At 42.0% G+C, this 20,003-nt stretch carries 17 protein-coding genes; 3 read left to right on the forward strand and 14 right to left on the reverse strand.

Going from position 1 to position 20,003, the window contains the following annotated elements; genetic code table 11:
* Positions 1-162: 162 nt before the first annotated feature.
* Positions 163-618, forward strand: coding sequence for a plastocyanin/azurin family copper-binding protein (locus tag ACED59_RS13775; protein ID WP_029222759.1), 456 nt, complete (start codon positions 163-165; stop codon positions 616-618).
* 188 nt (positions 619-806) lie between these two features.
* Here the strand turns inward: ACED59_RS13775 and ACED59_RS13780 are convergent, their stop codons facing one another.
* Genes ACED59_RS13780 through ACED59_RS13800 form a run of 5 tightly spaced genes read right to left on the reverse strand, consistent with a single transcriptional unit; the run spans position 807 to position 6,812 of the window.
* Positions 807-1,250, reverse strand: a complete 444-nt coding sequence (locus tag ACED59_RS13780; RefSeq protein WP_004731117.1) for a CopD family protein — start codon at positions 1,248-1,250, stop codon at positions 807-809.
* A 9-nt stretch (positions 1,251-1,259) separates the two neighbouring features.
* Positions 1,260-4,004: a molybdopterin-dependent oxidoreductase gene (locus ACED59_RS13785; protein ID WP_371705001.1), complete on the reverse strand. Its 2,745-nt coding sequence runs from the start codon at positions 4,002-4,004 to the stop codon at positions 1,260-1,262.
* Positions 4,005-4,589, reverse strand: coding sequence for an arsenate reductase (azurin) small subunit (locus tag ACED59_RS13790; protein ID WP_009845422.1), 585 nt, complete (start codon positions 4,587-4,589; stop codon positions 4,005-4,007).
* Positions 4,586-5,752, reverse strand: a complete 1,167-nt coding sequence (locus tag ACED59_RS13795; RefSeq protein ID WP_017098597.1) for a cytochrome-c peroxidase — start codon at positions 5,750-5,752, stop codon at positions 4,586-4,588. Before ACED59_RS13795 ends, ACED59_RS13790 begins: the two co-directional genes overlap by 4 nt.
* A complete protein-coding gene (locus tag ACED59_RS13800; protein ID WP_017098598.1) occupies positions 5,739-6,812 on the reverse strand; it encodes a cytochrome-c peroxidase in 1,074 nt (357 codons plus the stop codon). The genes ACED59_RS13795 and ACED59_RS13800 overlap by 14 nt, the downstream gene beginning before the upstream one ends.
* Before the next feature lie 134 nt (positions 6,813-6,946).
* On the opposite strand from ACED59_RS13800, the gene ACED59_RS13805 reads away from it, so the two are divergent.
* A complete protein-coding gene (locus ACED59_RS13805; protein WP_029224014.1) occupies positions 6,947-8,959 on the forward strand; it encodes a hypothetical protein in 2,013 nt (670 codons plus the stop codon).
* Between the two features lie 206 nt (positions 8,960-9,165).
* Positions 9,166-10,356, forward strand: a complete 1,191-nt coding sequence (locus tag ACED59_RS13810; protein WP_017098600.1) for a hypothetical protein — start codon at positions 9,166-9,168, stop codon at positions 10,354-10,356.
* 197 nt (positions 10,357-10,553) lie between these two features.
* Here ACED59_RS13810 and ACED59_RS13815 read toward each other — a convergent pair whose 3' ends face one another.
* Genes ACED59_RS13815 through ACED59_RS13855 form a run of 9 tightly spaced genes read right to left on the reverse strand, consistent with a single transcriptional unit; the run spans position 10,554 to position 19,384 of the window.
* Complete coding sequence (locus ACED59_RS13815) at positions 10,554-11,192, reverse strand: DapH/DapD/GlmU-related protein (RefSeq protein WP_017098601.1); 639 nt, start codon at positions 11,190-11,192, stop codon at positions 10,554-10,556.
* Positions 11,185-13,329: a peptidase domain-containing ABC transporter gene (locus tag ACED59_RS13820; RefSeq protein ID WP_017098602.1), complete on the reverse strand. Its 2,145-nt coding sequence runs from the start codon at positions 13,327-13,329 to the stop codon at positions 11,185-11,187. The genes ACED59_RS13815 and ACED59_RS13820 overlap by 8 nt, the downstream gene beginning before the upstream one ends.
* Before the next feature lie 2 nt (positions 13,330-13,331).
* A complete protein-coding gene (locus ACED59_RS13825; protein ID WP_017098603.1) occupies positions 13,332-14,618 on the reverse strand; it encodes an HlyD family secretion protein in 1,287 nt (428 codons plus the stop codon).
* Positions 14,619-14,646: 28 nt separating this feature from the next.
* Positions 14,647-15,609 carry a radical SAM protein gene (locus tag ACED59_RS13830; protein ID WP_371705000.1) on the reverse strand — a complete coding sequence of 321 codons (963 nt, stop codon included), beginning with the start codon at positions 15,607-15,609 and terminating at the stop codon, positions 14,647-14,649.
* A gap of 16 nt (positions 15,610-15,625) precedes the next feature.
* A complete protein-coding gene (locus ACED59_RS13835) occupies positions 15,626-15,964 on the reverse strand; it encodes a hypothetical protein (RefSeq protein ID WP_017098605.1) in 339 nt (112 codons plus the stop codon).
* Between the two features lie 51 nt (positions 15,965-16,015).
* Entirely contained in the window at positions 16,016-16,291 is a 276-nt protein-coding gene (locus ACED59_RS13840) for a hypothetical protein (RefSeq protein WP_371704999.1), read from the reverse strand.
* 51 nt (positions 16,292-16,342) lie between these two features.
* Complete coding sequence (locus ACED59_RS13845) at positions 16,343-17,518, reverse strand: glycosyltransferase family 2 protein (RefSeq protein ID WP_017098614.1); 1,176 nt, start codon at positions 17,516-17,518, stop codon at positions 16,343-16,345.
* 11 nt (positions 17,519-17,529) lie between these two features.
* Positions 17,530-18,894 carry a protein adenylyltransferase SelO family protein gene (locus tag ACED59_RS13850; protein ID WP_017098613.1) on the reverse strand — a complete coding sequence of 455 codons (1,365 nt, stop codon included), beginning with the start codon at positions 18,892-18,894 and terminating at the stop codon, positions 17,530-17,532.
* Positions 18,884-19,384 carry a toxin-activating lysine-acyltransferase gene (locus tag ACED59_RS13855; RefSeq protein WP_017098612.1) on the reverse strand — a complete coding sequence of 167 codons (501 nt, stop codon included), beginning with the start codon at positions 19,382-19,384 and terminating at the stop codon, positions 18,884-18,886. Before ACED59_RS13855 ends, ACED59_RS13850 begins: the two co-directional genes overlap by 11 nt.
* Between the last annotated feature and the right edge of the window lie 619 nt (positions 19,385-20,003).

Raw genomic sequence — 20,003 nt, forward strand, 5'->3', positions numbered from 1 at the left:
GTCGTGATGAATTCAGTTTATAGCTTGGGTCATCGGTTTGTTTGCTTGATCTAACACAAGAACCCTTTTGATTCACATGTGTGATGTAAAAATCAACTTCCAACCAAACCCTGAATAAATTAGCATTGTTGAAAATAATTCTTATTTAATAGAGTGAATACGATGCGCCTAATTTTACTAATCCTATCTATTATTGCAGCCCCTGCGTTTGCTGAAACAAAGGTCATCAAACAAGTGATGGACATGAATTCTGAAAACATCGACAAGATGTATCAATTCATTCCTGATTACGTAGAAATCGAACCTGGTGACAAGGTGCTTTTTAAAGGAACCGTTGGCTCTCATACTGCTCATAGCATTCAAGGGATGCTTCCTGACGGAGCTAAACCTCTTATGATATCCGGGTCAAACGCTCAGGAAGTCACTTTTGATAAGCCCGGAGTGTACGGAATCAAATGTAAAGTGCACCACAGACACGGAATGGTGGCGCTCGTGGTTGTTGGTGATCCAAGTGTTAACTTAGAAGAAGCTCGCACCGCGGCCAAAAAACGTGTGAGTCGCAGAGCTCAGAAAAAGATGCAAGGCTTGCTCGATCAAGCAGAGCAAAAAATTAAATAACCTTTGTCCCTGTCTTGAAGCATCAACTCTCTGTTGATGTGTGATAGGAATGCCAGCCTGAAGACAGGCTAAGGGGTCAGTAACAAGAAACAGCGCCGAATTGGCGCTGTTTCTTGTTACTTATCTAACTTATCTAACTTATCTAACTTAGACATTGTCAAATATTCCGCACTAAACGTAAAAACAGATCAAACTAGCCAACCCGTTCTAAATGACACTCCGACAACCACAAACAAAATTGAAATAATGGTCACCGGCACAATGTGCAGCGCCATATCAACCAAGTTGTCCTTCGATAGTTTTGGAATCACACGAAAGCGTGCGTCTAGGGCTAGCAATACCGTCAGAGACAGCAACGTCAATTTAGCGGCAATGCCATGAGCCAATGGAATCGACATATCAAACCATAAGCTAACGTCCGGCAACATGTGATAAGCGAGCATCAACCCGGTCACCACTTGAACTACCAAAGCAGGCATTCCCACCTTTTCGTACCCTTGCTCGAATTCCAATAACATTTCTGGAGAACGGTGTTTCAAGACTTTAGGAAGGATAACGACGCTGAGAATAATGTGCCCTCCCGTCCAAATGGTGGCAGCCAAGACATGCAAAACCAATAATACGCCAAACATAAACTTCCCTTACACAATGTTACGTGGTGCAAAGGAGAACCCTTCAAACTCACGCTTATATTTTGATTCGCCAATTTTCTTTATTTTGGCGACGCCTATTTTGTAGTTGTAGTTACCACTGATTTGGTCAACTACCCTTGTAGTTAAAGCATTCGCTGGGTTCTTCATGTCCATCATATTGCAATACAACACACCTTTTTTCGTGGCTGAGGTGACAATCACAACGGCTTTAATCTCCGCGTAATCCAGTTGAATGTGACCATTTTTCATTAGGTTACTAAACTGAAAATCGTCCGACTCGATACCCAGAATCGTATCTTTAAAATTGGCCACCCGCTCCGAGTACACAAGCACTTCATCTCCGGCTTCTATGCCCCGCTTTTCCGCATCTTCTGGGTGAACTTCAATCCAGTTTTCAGGCCAGCGATGAGTGATGTAAGGCCTGCGCTCGATATCATCAAACCCTGACTGCCAAATTTCGTTAATACGACCATTCGAGAACCACAACTCGTCCTTTTGGGGAGTAAGCCAAGCATGGAAATCACTAAACAGATCCCAAGGATGTTTTTGAAGATTGACCTTCCCCGTCTGACTATTAAATTGAGTAAGTTGTTTGCGCATAATATTGGCGCCTTGAGGGCCATCTTGCAGCCCTTTGTCGACCAAATCATCCCAACTCATTTCAGTGTCATGCAAGCGCTTAGTGCCAATCAGCTTCTTGGTGTCATAGTTATAAAAAACAGGCCCTTGGATCCCTTCGGTACCAAATTCAGCGAGCTTTTGATGAAGAGTTTTCCCTTCAGCATGTGCTGCAACTTTAATCATATTAAAATCTTTACGGCTACCACGGCTAAATCGTGATGACTCTTCAGCTACGTCATTTGAGTTTTGCCAATCAAACCCGTCGTACCCCATTCGCGAAGCCATTTGAGCAACAATCCACCAGTCTGGCTTAGCCTGACCCGGCGCATCAGCGAACTTTTGGTAAAGGCGTAGACGACGCTCACCATTAGCGCGCATGAAATCCTCTTCCCCCCAAGTCGCGGCCGGAAAGATGATATCAGCGAATTGTTTACCAATAGGATCACGTAAATAAATATCTTGATTGATGACGACCATTCCACCGGAATCTGCACGCTTTTTGAGTGTATCTATAATGTGCTGCTTATCACGTCGCATCGCTTGGTGAGGGTTACGTGTTGTTAAGTCGGTGAATTTCTCTTTCAACCCATAACTACCACACATAGCTTGAATCCATGTTGTACCAATGACATGGGCCATACGGGTATGCCCGGAATAGAGATATCTATCGGTGTCTATTGAGCGCCTGCGCCTACCTGCGACTTTTTCAGGTGACTTATTCCTTGGTAGTTTCCCACCCGCTAGCCCACCTCGTTGATGCCCACCAAATCGCCCAATCACACGCCCTTCTCGGCCACCAGTACCGATTATCGTTGCAAGGGAGGCGATGGCGTTGGTATTTCCGGTATTATTCGACCAATAAAAGCCCTTCTCGATACCAATTGAGGCTTTAACTCGTTGACCGTTGACTGGCATTGCCAACATCTCAGCAGCTTTATGGATCTTCTCAACATCGATACCCGCTATCGATGCGGCATACTCAGGTGCGTACTCTTTCTGATCCAAATTCCATTGCTTATAATCATCAAAGCCATTCGTTTGGAATTTGCCCCAAGTGGTTCTCCACTGCCATGGCGTATTACGAGTACCCTGACCAAAACCTGAGCTCGATTCCCATTTATTATTGACCCAATTTTCAATCCACTCATTGTCTTGCCAGCCTTGCTCTAAGATCACTCGAGCAATTGCACCAATCACAAGATTATCGCTACCGGGATTAATATCGAGGTGCAATCCACCTTGAGCTTTAAGCCACGCTATTCCAGCGGTTTCACGAGGGTTCAAAATCACGGTTTTCATCCCACGATGAACCGCAGGCATAATAAACTGTGTAAAGATGATGGTTTTTGTCTCATACGGGTCCGTCCCGCAGATCATTAAGGTGTCTGCCGCGCCCCAATCATCATAACTCGGAGCGAAATTATCAAAACCCGCATCTCGAAATCCTGGGGTTGCGGTGACATCTGACGGCGTATCATGAAACGAAAAATTCGCGGTATTGACATGACGCAATGCATACTTTGTTATCGCATAGGTGTTTTCAATATACTGATAGGAATAGGTTTTTACGCAGTAACTGTTCGAACCGTGCGTATCAATCACATGACGGCCGACTTGGGCTGCTATATCCAACGCAAAATCCCATTCTACCGGTTGTAACTGACCGTTAATTCGAACAAGTGGTTGCTTCAATCGATCTTTGGTTGGTGTTTCTGGGTTATAAAGCTTTCTTGCGAGCAGTCCACCACGAACCGAAGAATCACCGCCTTTATTGACGACCTGTATGTCTTTGTCTGCCACTACAACCACATGGTGTGGTTTGCCATTATGCGAAACAATATTATGTTGCTGTGGCGAAACCCAAGCTTGCAGAGCATGAACCGGGAAATCGACACCAAAGGCGTTTTCACTAGCAGCCGCGCCGCCTGAAGGGCTATTTACGGGCCAACGATAAACCTTATAACCACACGCAACAATACAATAGTCACACGCTGTTGTGATGACTTCCGCACTAGCAGGTGGCAGTAATGTACTAGTCGGTTGCAGATACTGGCTGTTTAAAGCAGGTTGATCGTTTAAAGCCAATTTATCGTTAAAAGAAAGTTGAGTCATCTAGCTAATCTCCACATCGATCAGGTTTTCCATTCGACCAAAGATCAACCCCATAACCCCGACCGCATAGATATCATCACCTTCTAGCTCCAGCAGTACTTGAGGTAAGCTCTCAAAGGCTTGACCAGAAACCATAATGCCATGACGTCGTAAATCAAATGTAGACAGGTGGAATGGACACTGCCCGACAATGCGATGCTCCCCTGTTGCTTTATAAGCACCGGTTAAAGGCCCACCTTGATGAGTACACGTCATCGAGTACGCCACAATATCTCGCTGTAACCCTATCCCACCGCCACATTCGATGTCGGATTTAACCAGCATCGCAATCGAGTTTTTTCCTTCATCTGGATATTGAAAGTGAACCGGAATGTGGTTACTGAGTTGACTTAACTTTGCGATTTTCTTACGCGGGTAACCAACAATACGACCTTCAACCTGAGTTTCAGAATCCGTTCCTGCAAATAAGGTAAGAGGAACCATAGATACGGCAGTCGCCGCGCCGGAATAGAGTAAAAAATCACGTCGTGACATCATGCATTTGTTGTGTCGTTTACTCGAATTTTGCTCTGAGTTGGCGATCATTTTTCTGCTCCAGCAAGTTCTTCTTTAGTAAATAACGGTTGGTATTCTGGAATGGTCGGCTCTTCAATAAAAATCTGTTCACCTGAAAATGCTTCGATAAAGCTCAGTAAGTTCTTTTTATCTTGCTCCGTTAAACCGAGAGGTTGGATTAAAGCAGATTTTGTCTGAGGGTAACCAGTAGTACGTCCGTCATCCGCCACACCACCTCGGTCGTAGAAATCAATCACCGCTTCTAAAGTTGGAATAGTGCCATTGTGCATGTAGGGCGCAGTGTATTTTGTATAACGTAGGCTTGGCGTGCGAAACTTACCTAACATCTCTTTACGTTTTGCACGAAAGTAAGCACCGGGATCAGCCTTTGTAGTGCGGTACATCTCTTCGGTGACACCTTTAGAATAAAGCTCAAATCGAAACGTTATCTGTGCCAGTCCATCATCATTCCACCAAGGGCTTGGCGGCACGCCAATGTTGTAGAATTTCTGGTCAGAAGCCAAAGCCCCGTTGTGACAAGCTATGCAATTCGCTTTGCCCTCAAACAGTGCTTTACCCTTCAATTGGAACTCAGACAAAGCGGTTTTGTCACCGAGTAAATAGTTGTCTATTGGTGTGTCACGTTGAATCATCGTACGTTCAAACGCGGCTATAGCACGCCAAGCGTTGTGTATTTTCGGAGTATCATCACCAAACACTCGCTTAAAACGTTCAACATACTCAGGTACTAATGCTAAACGTGCTTCCATGATGTCATCTTCACCATTACCCGCGACCGCGCCCTTCGCAGCATCTTTGGCTTGCGCTTCCAATGACATAGCGCTGCCCGCCCAGAAGAATTTGTCATAATAAGCCGCATTAATAATCGTTTGGCTATTACGCCAATGTACCGTACCCGGATATCCCATGGATAAGTCATCAGGAAAACCCCAGCCCTGAGATTGGATATGGCAACCAGCACATGGGCTAGTCGTATCGCCACTTAGCCGACCGTCATAAAATAAGATCTTTCCTAACTCAATTTTTGCAGGCGTTTGTTTATTATCCGCAGGCACAGGCACCTCCCCTAGAGGCTCAAGCTGTACCTTTGCATTAACAACATTGGGAAGCCCCATTATCCCAATAAGAGTAAAGAGTGCTGCCTTTAATACAGAGCGCTTAGTTACGAGCATTTGACCAATCCTCCGTGTATTCGTAGCCGAAGTCATAGTCTAACCATTCGTATTCTTCGCCTATAAGGGCGTCTCCAGATAACGATTCCAAAAAAGCCACCAGCGCTTTTTTTTCATAGTCCGTTAGGGAAAGCGTGGTCAGTCGAGAGTCTTTGTTTGAGTCTTCGCCACCACCTTGATTATAAAACTCAACCACATCTTCAAGCGTGGCAAGCATGCCATTGTGCATATACGGCGCAGTTTGAGTGAGCTCTCGCAGCGTTGGCGTTATGAACTTACCGCGATCGCTACCATCCGCTTTATGAGTTTGAACATGCGCACCAACATCGCGCTTTAACGTTAAGTAATCTTGCACACCCATAAACATGTTGTAGGCAAGAAAAGATTGATGTCGCATGGGGTCTAAAAATATCTCATGATTTTCTGGCACTCCGGTATTGTGTGCCTTTCCGTCCGAAAACAGCGCGCCACTATGGCATTGGCTGCACCCCGCTTTGCCTGTGAACAGTTTTTCTCCCTGGCTCGCTAAGTCGCTAAGCTCACCCTTGTCAAAAGGGACGTTTTTCGAAGTCAATGTTTTTAGGTATTCAGGCAGAGCTTTGCGTACTCCGCCATTTGACGGTTCTCCAAGATTGGCCGCTTTAAACATCTCGACGTATATTGGATCTTGTTTGAGGCGTTCCTGCATCAAACGCATGTCCATATTCATCAGCCAGTCTTCAGTGATATTCTCCCGCACCACATCGTTTAGGTTGGTGCCAATACGACCATCGTGAAACCACACCTCTTTATAGGCTGTATTAATAAGTGTTGGAGCATTGCGAAATCCATCACTCCCCGTATAGGAAGGGCTCAACGGTTCAGGGTAAGAAAAACCATTAGATGGAATGTGGCAACTGGAGCACGATATCGAGTCGTCCCCGGACAAGCGCGTATCAAAAAACAGTCGTTTACCGAGTTCTGCCTTCGCCGTATTTATACTCATAGGGGGCAGAGCGGCGTATAGAGTTGCAGAGAAAAGGGCACACACTCCTACCAAGCTTTTTAGTGCGATGCTCATCGACATTCCTTCGGGGTTACCATCATCTACCCCTATTATTAACACATGAAACATTAAAGATATGATTAGGATCATACAATTAGAAATGATAAGAGTTATTATTCAAACTTGTTAATTCAGTGGCGCTTGAATAAATGTCTCTAGATAAATTACTTCACAAAGTTAAACACATCTATTTGACTGGAAACCTATCCGAACAGGTATTGGCAGCACAAATATTAAGCCGTTTTCAAAACACTAAATATCTGATTATAGAAAGGTTAGAGTCCCAGAATCCTGACCTTGTTCTCACTAGTCTTGAATGCCTCGCTTTAGATAATGCAGTGCCTATTGAGCCCATCCTCAACTGCTATCAATACTGGGACGACAGCGAAATTAAATTGGCATCGTTAATGGCTATTGAGAACAACCAACACTCTCTACTCGCTGTTCCTGTATTATTAGAAGCAGTATGCGACGAAAATGACTACTGGGATGGAGGTTGGAATGACGGAGATGACATCAGCTTGATAGCTGCGCGGATTTTAGACAATCACAAACACGAATTAGATCATGAACAGTCTCTGCGTATACTACACCGACTTCAGAATGACCCCGAGCCAGACCTAAAAGGCAAACTCATTGCTTTACTTTCGCGCCACTCCCCGACTCTGCTAAATGAAAACAACGTACTCAAAAGCACCGCTGATACTCGGATGTTTTTGAGAAACACTCAAGACAAAGTCGTATTATACAAAGCCACACAACACCCTGATATTAGCTGCCAAAAAGTGGCATTTCAGCGTCTATCTGAAATGGATTGTCGTGAATATCTGCAGGTGTTTTTAAACGGCCTGTCTCATTCAGATCCATCAATAAGAAAAAGTTCCGTACATCAATTAGCGAAATGGAATTACCTAGTAGATATAAAGCACCTTAATTTTGAATTGCTCCTATCTGGTATGCCGCTCAACTCACTCACAGGGCTACTGAGTAACAAAGATAAACTGCATGTCATTGACCAACTTCAAAATAAACCGAATGTAGCCAATGTAGCCACGTCGGTTATTCTGCTGATTTGCAGTTTGGAGAGTCAGCACAAACAGCTGCAACTTAACCACTTTATACCCATTTTCTATCAAGTGTTTTCAAAGTTGGAAGAGTCAGAACAACTCGACAGCCTAAACAGCTTATTAACTGAAACTTTCGAACAACTTAGCGTCGCCTTTATTCGTCAACAACTTCAGCAGGAAGCTTGCAGTAACTCTATCAAGCGACTGTTAATTGAACACCTTTCGAAAAACCCAAAAACTAGCCACCAAAGCTATTTAAAAGAACTCACTTTAGGGACATCAGGTATCATAGTTGCGGCTTCTTCAGTAAAAAGTAGAACAGCAACGAACATTGCCCCTATAAATGAAATGATTAGCGCGGAAATCATTGACGCTAATGCTCAACCAGCACTTATTACATCAACACTTGATGCATTAAAACAAGCTCACTCACCAGCTATCTCTACGGTCGCATCTACTTCTACTTCAGTAAAGAAGCGTTCTAACAGATCTGCAAAGATAGAGGCTCTAGAAAATCAAGCGATCGCTCTAGAGTTTTGCTCAAACAAAACATGGCTGCGCAGCCTTTGCTCTGACGACAAAATAAGTTATCTAACCAAAGCGGCGTTTTACGCCTTGATTCATGCCTTATGTAGACACAGCATAAGCTTTTCCGATGTACAAACATCACGCTTTAATCTACTCGTGTTAGAACTCTTGCTAGATGAGCAATCCGAAAATATCGGCGACATCCTCGTCTGGCTTGGCGATGATTGGATACAACAGAACCGTTTGTCACTGATGTCATCACCCTGCTTATCTTTAAGAGTCGGCTTAATAAAACACATCAATGACGAGCAACAATTATTAGAATTAATCAAACATTCGTATATCGGCATTCAGCACGCAGCGCTCAATCAACTTGCGCTTAGTGGTGTGTGTCCCCATAAGAAACTGATCGGGTTGCTTTTGGAAGAGCCGTTACTTTATCCACAGTTGGCAAACTTTGAAGCACATACGGTTTATGAAATACTTGAAAGTGAATTCGATCGCCGATCCTCAACGACTCTTCAAGCCACTCTCACGTATCTTGAAACGACAAGTAATCACCCCTAACAAAGAACTCAAATCTGGTAGCAAAATCATGTCCATTGATTTGAGGCTTTCATTTTTACTTCACTCGCAGCCGGTAAAGTTAGTAGCAACGAATTAAGCCTCGCTTTGTAAGGTATTGTATGGGTTTGTCTAACAGCAACTTCTGTCACTAAACAACGCACTTCAGTTCCGTATATTGATACTTCGTATGAATAATAAGGTGTGTCATGAAAACTCTATCTTTAGCTACCTTAGCGACAGCTATCTTTCTCATTGGATGCGGTTCAAATCAAAGTAAATCGCTATTCAATCAGGCAAACGCAGCACCGTCAGTTGTACATGGGGTCACGATTGAAGCCGTTCCCTCTCAATTCGCTGAATACTCTCAAGCAGGCTACAACCGATATGTCGCGGTCAATGCCCCGAATGGCAAATCTATCCATATTTTGATTATGGATCGCCTGACCGATTATCAAATAGTCAAAGCCGTCAATGTTCTCAACCACTATCTAACTCCTGTTGATGGCACTAAGTATGGGAGCACTGACTCAAAACGCGAGATTGCAAACGCGATGGCCAACAATGGCGCAATACTAAAGCTAATGAATTATTACGATGAGCCACGATACAACGATGACTTGCCCGGGCAGCCCTTGTTCGAAGAAGAGATTCAGGTTGAAGGCGGTGAATGGTATGTCCAACAAGATTATGAAGAGCATCGTGACGCCTCTTATGAGGAAATACTGCATTTAGTCCATGACTATGGCATCGGGGTTTTTAACGCGCCTGAAGATGCAGTAACCGCATTACCTGAATTTCAAAAAGAATTTAATGCGATACAGAGACAAGCATTACACCATGCTTACACACCACCCCGTGATATTTTAGAAGAGTGGCAAGAAGAAGTCAGCGTTGATCAAGAGTACTTTGCCGCTGTAATTGATAGCTACTACGGGCTTTGGGGAGCATACAACGGCAAAGGTATGTGGGGGTTATACCAAGTTAAAACCCGCGACGATTTCTCAAAAGAAGACCCCGATGCACAAGCGATAGTAGAACAGATTTTCTCTCCAACATTGACTTACGATGCATACCTTGCCGATACATTCACCGGAACATTTAAAATGAGGTATGACCCAGCGACGTCCTATACTCATCACACTCAATACCTTACTAAACTAACGCTATCAGGTAACAATGATGCGAATATTGAGATCAACAAACATGACAACCGCGTAACCGGAAACGCGGGGGTGAATACAGTGATCGCCCATGGCCCTAAAAGTGAATACCATATTCATGATCTGGGGGATGGTAAATTTCAGCTTAATGATACCGTTGTTTCGCGTGACGGCTTGAACGTGCTATCCAGTATCGAAAAAGTACAGTTCACTGATCAGCTTTTGTCTTTTAGGTAATATTGACCAGTTTACAATTTAGTCAAAACGAACCAACAGTGACATTACACAATATTGTAGAGTTTGATGTAAACGGAGTGCCTCCTAGCTCAATTGACCGCTACAAGTCATTCGGGAAAATTAAGTGACAGGAAGCACTATCAAAATAGGTGGTTTAGGGAAAACTTGTATGTGTATGTTGCCAGCTCAACTTTCGATTAACTTAATTCCTTTTTCTTTACAGTACACGGGTTACCCGCAGCCATACAATTAGCCGGTATATCCTTTGTGACAACACTACCTGCCCCTATAACTGCTCCATCGCCAATATTAACGCCAGGTAAAACAATACACCCATAACCTATCCAAACATCATTGCCTATTGTTATGGGCTCAGCTGTTAGACGATCAAGCTCATCTGGATGACCTCTATTAGTAAGAGCATGACCACTACAATCCATAACCACTGTATTTGGACCAAACATAACATTGTTTCCTATAGATACTTTTTCATAAGCACAAATAGTAGTTCCTTGAAGCACACAACCTTGCCCGATCACTATTTTTCCAAAAGGCCTGTCGTTAACTGAAACGCTGGTCAGCTTTGTGATGCCGGAAGGGAAAGCAGGAAGGTTAGACGACTCGATGTAACAACCAGAATCGATAGTAATAGCCTCATCCCCTTCTGGAAAATTTTCGAAGCCTTTAACTCCTACTTTAGTCAAGGTAACAGCCGGGCATCCAGAGAACGTAACCCAATCGTCTCCACCAAAAAATTGGTTGTATTGCTCCATCAATGCAGCACCAGATAATTCAGAATGATTATCTGGGCAGAGTATTCTTTCAGATTTATACATCTTGAGCTTCCTGCTTAAAATTATTGGGAATTTCCTGAACCAAACCTCCCTCCATAAGTAATACTCTGTCAGCCGAAGCAATGGTTTCTGGGCGGTGAGCAATCATCAATATAGGAGTATTGATTTCCTTAAACATCTGGCAGACAAACGACTCCGTATAGATATCTAAGCTACTTGTCGCTTCGTCCAATACGAGAAACTTGGGTTTTTTATACAAAGCTCGCGCGATGAGAATCCTTTGTTTTTGACCTCCTGAGAGACTAGAGCCCATCTCACCAACCAACGTGTGGTACCCCATATTTAGGCTTTCGATATCATCGTGAACACCCGCCCTACGAGCACACTCCACAAGCCAGTCTTCATCTAAATCGCCAGCGAAGAATGTAATATTCTCGATAATCGAACCACTAAACAACTGGTCTTCTTGCAACACCGCGCCAACCTGAGCTCTAAGAGACTTGGAGGCAGGCGATTTATTACCGAAATAATTAATGCTACCTGATGTGACTGAATAAATACCCAATAGCAGTTTAGAAATGGTTGACTTACCACAACCAGACGGCCCAACTAACGCTACAATCTCATTACTTTTTACACTAAAACTTGCACCGTTAAGAATAGGAGGTTGGTCTTTTCCATAAGAGAAGTATACCTCGTCAAACTCGATAACATTATCGCCCTGATTATTTATTGCAACGGGTAGCCCTATGACATCAGGCTCGTTATCCGTTTCTTTTTCGGTTAAGACAATATCTGCTAAACGCTCGTTGTACACAGATAGCATCTTAAACTCGAAATACTTATCGATTAGTGAACTAATGCTGGCAGAAAAACGCCCTTGATACAAAAGAAACGCCATCAACATACCGATAGTAAATAGTCCATCCAAAACCAAATTTGCACCAAACCAGAGAACAGTCGCAGACACAATGCTAACAATGGTCACATTAATTGTGTTATAGATCATCCCGAGCTTTTGCTCATGTAGCTGCGCATTTCTTCTATTAATATTGAGGTTTCGCCAAGACGACTCCCTCCAAGGTAACGCCCCATTGACTCGCAAACTTAATACACCGCGAACTGTCTCTATGAAATAACTGTCTTCTTGAGTGCTGGCTTCCCAGGTATTTTCTTCGGCGCGTTTAAACGCGCCAAACCACGCAAACCGAAGAGCGATGTAACCTAACGCAGCAGCGATGGCAATGAATGAGAGTTCAGGGCTGTAAACCAACATAACCGACAGAGTGCCAACAACTAATACTAAGTCGAGTAGAGCTTGAATTGCACTGGTTGTTAACGTCTGCTGAATGACATCCACAGCGGAAAATTTAGCACTAATACTCCCTATATCCCTTTTTTCAAACCAATCTATCGGTAACCGGAACAAGTGATGGAAAACGTTCGCAGCCCACTGCATATTAAAGTTCACTGACAGCTTGATTGTCGCCCATTGCTGGGCAAGACCAATTAGAGTTTGCGTCGCAGTTACTATCAGAATGGCTCCAATGACGAGTACAAGAAGGTTTTTGTCATATCCAACCAATACTTCATCAATCACGATTTGGTTGAAAATGGGCAAGGTAAGCGCTAATAGCTCTAGTACCAATGCGAAAACAAAAATCCGTCCTAACGCCTCTTTTAAGCCAACGGTTTTACCAATGAGAGTCGATAACCGAACGGCTTTACTTCCCACTTTTTCTTCGAAGTCATGAGTTGGTGTTAGCTCTAGAGCTATGCCTGTGAAATGTTGGTTTACCTCATCATAACTTAGTGTCAACGATCCACTTGCAGGATCATGAATGTCAATCTTCTTCCCACGCACTCTCTTTAACACAACAAAGTGATTTAGATTCCAGTGTAAAATACAGGGTGTGGCTAATTGCTCCAATTCCTGTAGTTCTAAGCGAACCGCCCGCCCCGAAAGCTTGAGAAGTGCACCACACTCAATAAGCCGAGCAAGCGACATCCCATGCTGAGTAATACCGCATTTTGCCCTTAGTGAGCGTAGGTCGGCTTTATAACCATGCCAATCGGCAACCATAGCTAAACAAGCGATACCACATTCCGCCTTTTCTGTCTGTCGGATCAAAGAGAGTTTCTTCCCCCACCCCCAATCTATAAGCCCTTCTGTATGCATGGTTATATTCGCCCTTTAATCGTGTACAAAGGCTCTAACAGCCACTCGTAGACCTTGCGTGTATCAAGTTCAATGTCTGCGGTTAATGTCATTCCTGGAACAAACGTTTGCTCGTCCCCATAAACAGTAATGGTTGGCTTCTCTAATGTGACTCTCACTTGATACAACCCAACACCACCATACGTACGAGAAATCTGACTTTGGATCAGCGGGCTATTTGGTAACATATCCGCGGAGACTGCAGATTTTGATATGGAGTCGACAACACCTTGCTGAACACCAAACTTTTCATAGGGAAACGCATCAAACCGTAAACGAACATTCTGACCTTCTTTAATAAAACCTATACTGCGACTGGGCGCATAAAGCTCAACAACGACAGGCTCTTCACCCTCAGGAATAACAACGAGTAGAGGTTGACCTTTATTAACTGAGTGACCTTCCTTGACGAAAATTGACGCAACCACACCGTTAATCGGTGATACAACCTGAGTATCTGTTTGATAAAAGTATTCGATTTTACTTTGAGCGATTTGTTGAAGCTGGCGGTCTATTTCCTGGAGGGTAATGTCAAGTTCTAACTGTAACGTATCTTTCGTATCTTCCAACTTGGCCTTTTCTCTGACCAATCTCTGTAAACTAAGGTGCTGTGTTTGTACCTTAGCTTCTAGTGTTATTAACTCGAGTCTTTGTCTTTGAAGTTCAATAGAAGAAATGAACTGCTTGTTGACCAATACTTGTTGTTTATCAACCAAACTTTGAGCAAGGCTTAGCTCTTGTTCAGATAAATCAACGACAACTTCCAGTATGCCGGCCTCTTCTGACAAACGAACTAAGTCATCATCAATGACTTTTAGTTGATGCCGAGATTTCTCTATTTCTTTATCTCGACGTTCGTTTAGCAAAGTAATTTGACTTTCAATGGTAGCAACAATGCGTTTTTTCACGCCCTGCCCAAACTCATCATAACGCTCTGTTTTTATCTCATATAGAGGTTCTCCAGAGAACACTGTCTGGCCTTCAGTGACAAATACACTTTCAGCATACCCTTCATCATTAGCCTGTACCTTCACAATACCGCCAGTCGGACTTACCACTCCGTTCAGTGTATCTCTGCGTGTATATTCGGCAAAAACAACGAAAAAAATAATAGTCATCAGAACAAATATTGATGCAGCTAAAAACATATGCTGATTCAACGAAGCGTCAATTAAAATTGAGCCTTGATTGTCTGATTTCTGCGCCTCAAAATACTCTGGTCTATATAAATGCTTAGCTCTTGTTACCACGGGTAATCCTTTCCCTTAACAAACGATGCTAAAGCTGTATAACAGCAATTTCTTGTTGCTTGTTTGAAATCAACTTTGTATTCACTTTTTTCGCCGACAAATCGACACCGCATTGACAAATTTTAGTTCTACACTTGGTTGGATTGGTAGGAAGCTCAACATTTTCATCATAAATAGAGCCAATGGGGCCATCTTGCATACACCAAGAACGATAAATATCACCACTAAACGTAACGACTAAGCTATCAATACCTGCACAACAATCCCAACCAACAAAATTAGTTTGATCATTGGCAATTAAATCAAAAGTGGATAGATTCTCGGTTTTGCCATCTGCATAGTTTACTTCTAACTCAGCCATTGCTGGAGGAAGCTTTTTGATCTCTGGTCGCCCTCTGAAGTCTTTCATTATTTGCTCTTGTTTGGTCGTATATGGGTACTTATTAGTAATCCCACCATGTCCAAAGCCTTCAAAAAGTGGCTGCAAAGCTATAGAGCAACGAACTTCTTGTTTTAGCCGGTTTGCAAACTCTAAACAGTCATCAAACCGCTCAGGAATCATCATTATATTGACGTGAAAGCGAGTGGCTTGAGACGCCTCAAGAACCTTTGATATGTCAATAAAATGAGACTCGCTCTTGATATCTGTTAAATGGTAGCTCAAGCTTACACCATTTAAAAATTTACCGTTTTCACTCCACCACTTCAAAGATTTCGAACCATTTGAAACAATGCTGACTAACCCAGTATTTTTATGGATATATTTGATTAGGTCACTAAAATATCTAAGTATAGTCACTTCACCGCCACCAAATTCAAAATATGGTTTCAGTCCCAACTTTCTGGAATATTTAAATATTTCATCTATAAACTGAACTACAAATTCATACGATGGAGCTTTAATCGAGCCACTATGCAGATCTGAGTGACAGTAGCTACACTTGTAGTTGCAGTTATTCGTCAATGCCCAATTTATTACAAAAAATTTCATTTTACATTCCATATCTCTAATTATCATGTAAATTACCATAACATGTGTAAATTCTTGTTTTAATATAAAGAATGCGAAATTCGGTAATAACAATAGATAATGATTGAACGATCACCCCTAAAATCAACGCTACATAAAATAATGGCATATCAAGTCGAACTACAAAGAACATCAACAAAATAGAAAATACCATTAAGACCAAAGAAATAGATTTGATTTCAGATGAAGAACAAACAATATATCCTTCTTCATTCTGCTTAATTCTAACCCCACCGAATATTGAACCATTAAAAACAATAATTGAGCCATTTAATACTCTGCATTGTTCGTTAGGGAAAAGATGTTTAACATCCATAAATTTCTCCTATATTATACAGCCCTTGATTTAAGGGCTGTAGCTTATTAGTTAGTTGGTATTTCCCGCGCCTACAGTTCCAGCGGCTGCTGCTGTTGCAGCTGTTGCAGCTGTTGCAGCTGCTGCACAGCCGATAGCACCAAGTCCACCAGTTGCAGCCATACATCCAGCAAATGCGCCAGCCCATGCCGCAGCAGAAGCAGCTGTTGCAGCTCCTTTGGTCTGAGACATTGGTCTATTTGATCCTGGAGATGCTGGATAATCACTAGCGTTCCCATCACCACCACCATCAACCATTGAAATTTCTTCAACATTTAAGTTATACATAAGTTATTTCCTTATATTAAATTACAGTAAAGAGTACTGCGCTCATAGAAACTATCTTGTTAACCAGCCTTTTTTCTTGCCCAAAATCTCATCTGAATAACCAAGTAAATTTGGAAGCCATGTTATAGACTCTAGCAATGCTGAATATATTGGTGCTTTAAACATTTGCCGATTTGACAAATCACTAGATAAATCAAAATCTTTTATATAGGACTGCACTAGTAAAAAGTAAATCATTATATTGGCAGCGCCGATTACAATGGGAATCCAAATTCCCAATGCAATCATAAAGCCAAATAAAATAATGCTAGATGGAAATATGTACTGTACCGCAGTCAATAGAAAGCAAGGGGATGCGCATAGACCTGCTACCCAATGCGTCTTCCACGCTTCTGTATAAGCTTCAACTCGGCCACGAGCCCAGCGCCTCCGTTGATTAAATAATCCTTTTGCGTCCGTTGGACATTGCGTTGTTGCCTTTGCTTTAGGTGCATAGCCCGTGCGATAGCCGTTTGATATTGCTTTCCAGCACCACGCTATATCTTCGACTAACCACTCGCTCCAGCCCCCTAACTTCTTCACCACTGAAGCTCGATGAGCAACGAATGCACCCGCTAGTACTGGTACACAACCCAACTTATCTTGCGCTGCTCTTATCGCTCCATAAAAGCTGATATGTTCATAATGTTGCAATTTACCTATAAAACTATCTTCATGATTCTCTGGTGTAATATATCCACAAACCGCGGCGTATTTTTCATCAGACCAAAGCTTGGTTACCAACTCATAGATCCCATTGGGCTCGATATAAGTATCACTATCTACCACAACATAAACATCACCAGTGGCTACACCAAGGTCGAGTACATGATCTAAAGCGAAGCCTTTTCTACCACCATTTACTGACCTTTCTATTATTTGGAAGTCATGGTTCATCTCTGTATTATCAATCCACCCTTTAACTCTACTGATTGCGTTGTTTGTGGAGCCATCATCAATAATAATTACCTGTATTTTACTTGGATAATTTTGATCGTTTAGCTTATTTAGTGCGCAAACTAGGTGTTCTTCGTTTTCATTATAGAAAGGTAAAAAGGCCGAAACTTTCGGATCATTATTATTTTTAGACTTAGATTTTTTCAGTTTATAAAACCCAAATAAAACTAAGGTTGTAATAAACGAGAACAAAGATGTTGCGATTAAAATCACTTCAATTACATCAACCATAACTATCTCACTTACGCTAAGTAACAATTAACAAGGCGACTAACAGTTTGATAGTCGTACTTAGTATTCAAGTGCCCTTGAAGCAGGGAAAATGCTGAATATTTAGCATCTCGTAAAGGGAACTCAACAGACTTAACATCAAGACCAAGTTTCTTTGCTTCTATTAAAACGCTCTCTCGAAATTCTTGATCATTAAAACGAGTAATCACCTTACGATCCTCATTTTTTAGTCGCTCTTTCAAACGACCCGCTTGTTGTAAATTAGAACCTGAATGTTCTTTAATCCCTAGCTCAATTAACAAAAACTTGTTCTCATATTCATCAAGTAACCTTGTAAACCCAAACGAGTGCTCTCGAACTTGAGTTGGAGTCAAGTCGCCCTCCGAGTAATGATTAAGAGTATCAATGAAGTTAACGAGCCATGATTCGATGAGCGCATGGTCATCCCATACAGCCCCGACACCATTTGCCAGTACATAGTTACCGAAATCGGGTACAGCTGTTATAGTGCCAAAGTCCAAAAATCGACCGTCAACCGATATATTCGAGCTCGTTAAAGAGCCATGTGGAATACCTTTAACTCTCGATGCTGCAATCTGGCAGGCCAGTCGATCAATCATTTTATTGAAAGCATCACTAAGTGACGCACCCTCAACCCCACCTAACAGAAACTTGGATAGGTAAGGTAAAGCCTTCCTCACACGATTAGCATCATTATCACGAAGATAACTATAATTCACCGCTGGCCAGAAAAATGTGCATCGCTCAAAGTGTGCGGGACGTACTGAAACTTCCCTTATTGCTAAAGCACAGTGTTTGTAAGGGGCTTCATCTAAATATCCAAATTTATGCTTTGTATTGGTTTTGATAATGGCTAACGTTCGTATTGCTCCGTAAGGTAAATGCTTATGACAAATCTCGCCCCAAATCGCTTCACTAATAGCCTCATCAATAAATAATTTGCCATGTGAGTGACTTTCAGATATATTCGTAGCGACTAAAGGGTTGGGCCCAATACCTTTAATTTGAAAATGTCCGTTTAATCCACATCTAGCGCTACCACCGTTGCACACCTCATGTCGAGAACCATATTGATCTGCCATGAACTGTTTTTTATCATTAATTTCCATTCTTTGTTTCTTAGCATATCCTTTGGATACGTAGCTAAAATTGTCAATCAACTCTCCTTTAAGAAAATTTTCATCAAACGCTATGTTGTATTTTTCAATTAGATTTCTATTGATCCAAACAACTTCAGTTTCGTTTAATTTATAAGCATCAAATGAAACAAAGGACTCTTCTGGCAAGTCATTGCCTACACTCGGAGTGTTATGCGTTCCAACTAGCTTATATGTTTTCAGTAGTTCAATACCCATACAGACTCCGTTTGTTTGTTTTAATTATATTTCCTTGAGTATCCCGAATACAAATATTCACTTCACCAAGAGTAAGATTCGTAGATGATAAGAAAAACTTGTACAGTTCTTTTAGCTGACTGATCTTATTTTTCTCTACAAACCAGTCCACAACTATTAAGTTGCTCCCTTCATTCCAATTCATTGGCTTCAGTGAGAACCTAGGTCGAGTCATATAATTTGATAACGTTAATTCATCAACCCATGCCCAAATAACGTACCCTGTAAATTCGACATCGCTAGGTAATTTTAAAAACTTATATTGCCTATGAATTACCGCTGGTTTTATCCAGTGTAAAAACGAAGCTATGTTCAGATCACTGCGTTGATTACATTTAGACATTACCTCTACAAACCGCCCTAATTCGTGAGTAACTTCTAACTTTGATAAAGGACCATAGCGTAGGCCGGATATTTTACCGTTAAGAATAGATACAGGATTACTTTTCATTACAACCTACATAGTTACGGTTATTTAGTACTTTCGATATTAAATACTAAAGTTTAAATAAAGCACTTACTACCTGTTATTATTTGGATTCACAACGCTAGTTTTATTATTAATAAACATAATTATTACAACATTTTGCGAGGGAGACTTCGTGTAATTAGGCGACTCTGTCTTTAGACTTAATTACGTATTAAAGCCCTTGTTTGCTAACATATGAGTAATGTGGATGTAACTTATAGTAGCTCCCTGGTGGTACCAGGTATGGTATTTACACTTATTGAGGTTCGCTGTAACGGCTTAATATTATGCTGGCTCTTTCTTCAGTAAGTATATGATCAACTGTTATGCTGGCTTGAAAATAAAGAAATCTAAAATGAGAATGGATTGGATATTTTCAATGTAGAGGAAAGTGCAACATGTTGGGAAGAACCGTGCCACTCACCAACTGTCTACATTGAATGTCTAAAAATTTGTTATTCCGATGGCGACATCCTATAACAGCATAATTTGGCAAACTATAGAGATGAAAAAAGCCCGACCATTTCTGATCGGGCTTTCTAAATGATGGAGGCGCCTCCCGGAGTCGAACCGAGGTCCACGGATTTGCAATCCGCTGCAT

Source organism: Vibrio sp. FF266, assembly GCF_041439695.1.
GTDB lineage: Bacteria > Pseudomonadota > Gammaproteobacteria > Enterobacterales > Vibrionaceae > Vibrio > Vibrio tasmaniensis_A.

What these genes read in the sequence shown, in the direction of transcription:
- ACED59_RS13795 (WP_017098597.1), bottom strand. Translation starts at nt 5,752, where the DNA reads ATGCTCGTAACTAAGCGCTCTGTATTAAAGGCAGCACTCTTTACTCTT.
- ACED59_RS13785 (WP_371705001.1), bottom strand. Translation starts at nt 4,004, where the DNA reads ATGACTCAACTTTCTTTTAACGATAAATTGGCTTTAAACGATCAACCT.
- ACED59_RS13805 (WP_029224014.1), top strand. Translation starts at nt 6,947, where the DNA reads ATGTCTCTAGATAAATTACTTCACAAAGTTAAACACATCTATTTGACT.
- ACED59_RS13835 (WP_017098605.1), bottom strand. Translation starts at nt 15,964, where the DNA reads ATGGATGTTAAACATCTTTTCCCTAACGAACAATGCAGAGTATTAAAT.
- ACED59_RS13840 (WP_371704999.1), bottom strand. Translation starts at nt 16,291, where the DNA reads ATGTATAACTTAAATGTTGAAGAAATTTCAATGGTTGATGGTGGTGGT.
- ACED59_RS13845 (WP_017098614.1), bottom strand. Translation starts at nt 17,518, where the DNA reads ATGGTTGATGTAATTGAAGTGATTTTAATCGCAACATCTTTGTTCTCG.
- ACED59_RS13815 (WP_017098601.1), bottom strand. Translation starts at nt 11,192, where the DNA reads ATGTATAAATCTGAAAGAATACTCTGCCCAGATAATCATTCTGAATTA.
- ACED59_RS13820 (WP_017098602.1), bottom strand. Translation starts at nt 13,329, where the DNA reads ATGCATACAGAAGGGCTTATAGATTGGGGGTGGGGGAAGAAACTCTCT.
- ACED59_RS13790 (WP_009845422.1), bottom strand. Translation starts at nt 4,589, where the DNA reads ATGATCGCCAACTCAGAGCAAAATTCGAGTAAACGACACAACAAATGC.
- ACED59_RS13850 (WP_017098613.1), bottom strand. Translation starts at nt 18,894, where the DNA reads ATGGGTATTGAACTACTGAAAACATATAAGCTAGTTGGAACGCATAAC.
- ACED59_RS13855 (WP_017098612.1), bottom strand. Translation starts at nt 19,384, where the DNA reads ATGAAAAGTAATCCTGTATCTATTCTTAACGGTAAAATATCCGGCCTA.
- ACED59_RS13800 (WP_017098598.1), bottom strand. Translation starts at nt 6,812, where the DNA reads ATGAGCATCGCACTAAAAAGCTTGGTAGGAGTGTGTGCCCTTTTCTCT.
- ACED59_RS13830 (WP_371705000.1), bottom strand. Translation starts at nt 15,609, where the DNA reads ATGAAATTTTTTGTAATAAATTGGGCATTGACGAATAACTGCAACTAC.
- ACED59_RS13775 (WP_029222759.1), top strand. Translation starts at nt 163, where the DNA reads ATGCGCCTAATTTTACTAATCCTATCTATTATTGCAGCCCCTGCGTTT.
- ACED59_RS13780 (WP_004731117.1), bottom strand. Translation starts at nt 1,250, where the DNA reads ATGTTTGGCGTATTATTGGTTTTGCATGTCTTGGCTGCCACCATTTGG.
- ACED59_RS13810 (WP_017098600.1), top strand. Translation starts at nt 9,166, where the DNA reads ATGAAAACTCTATCTTTAGCTACCTTAGCGACAGCTATCTTTCTCATT.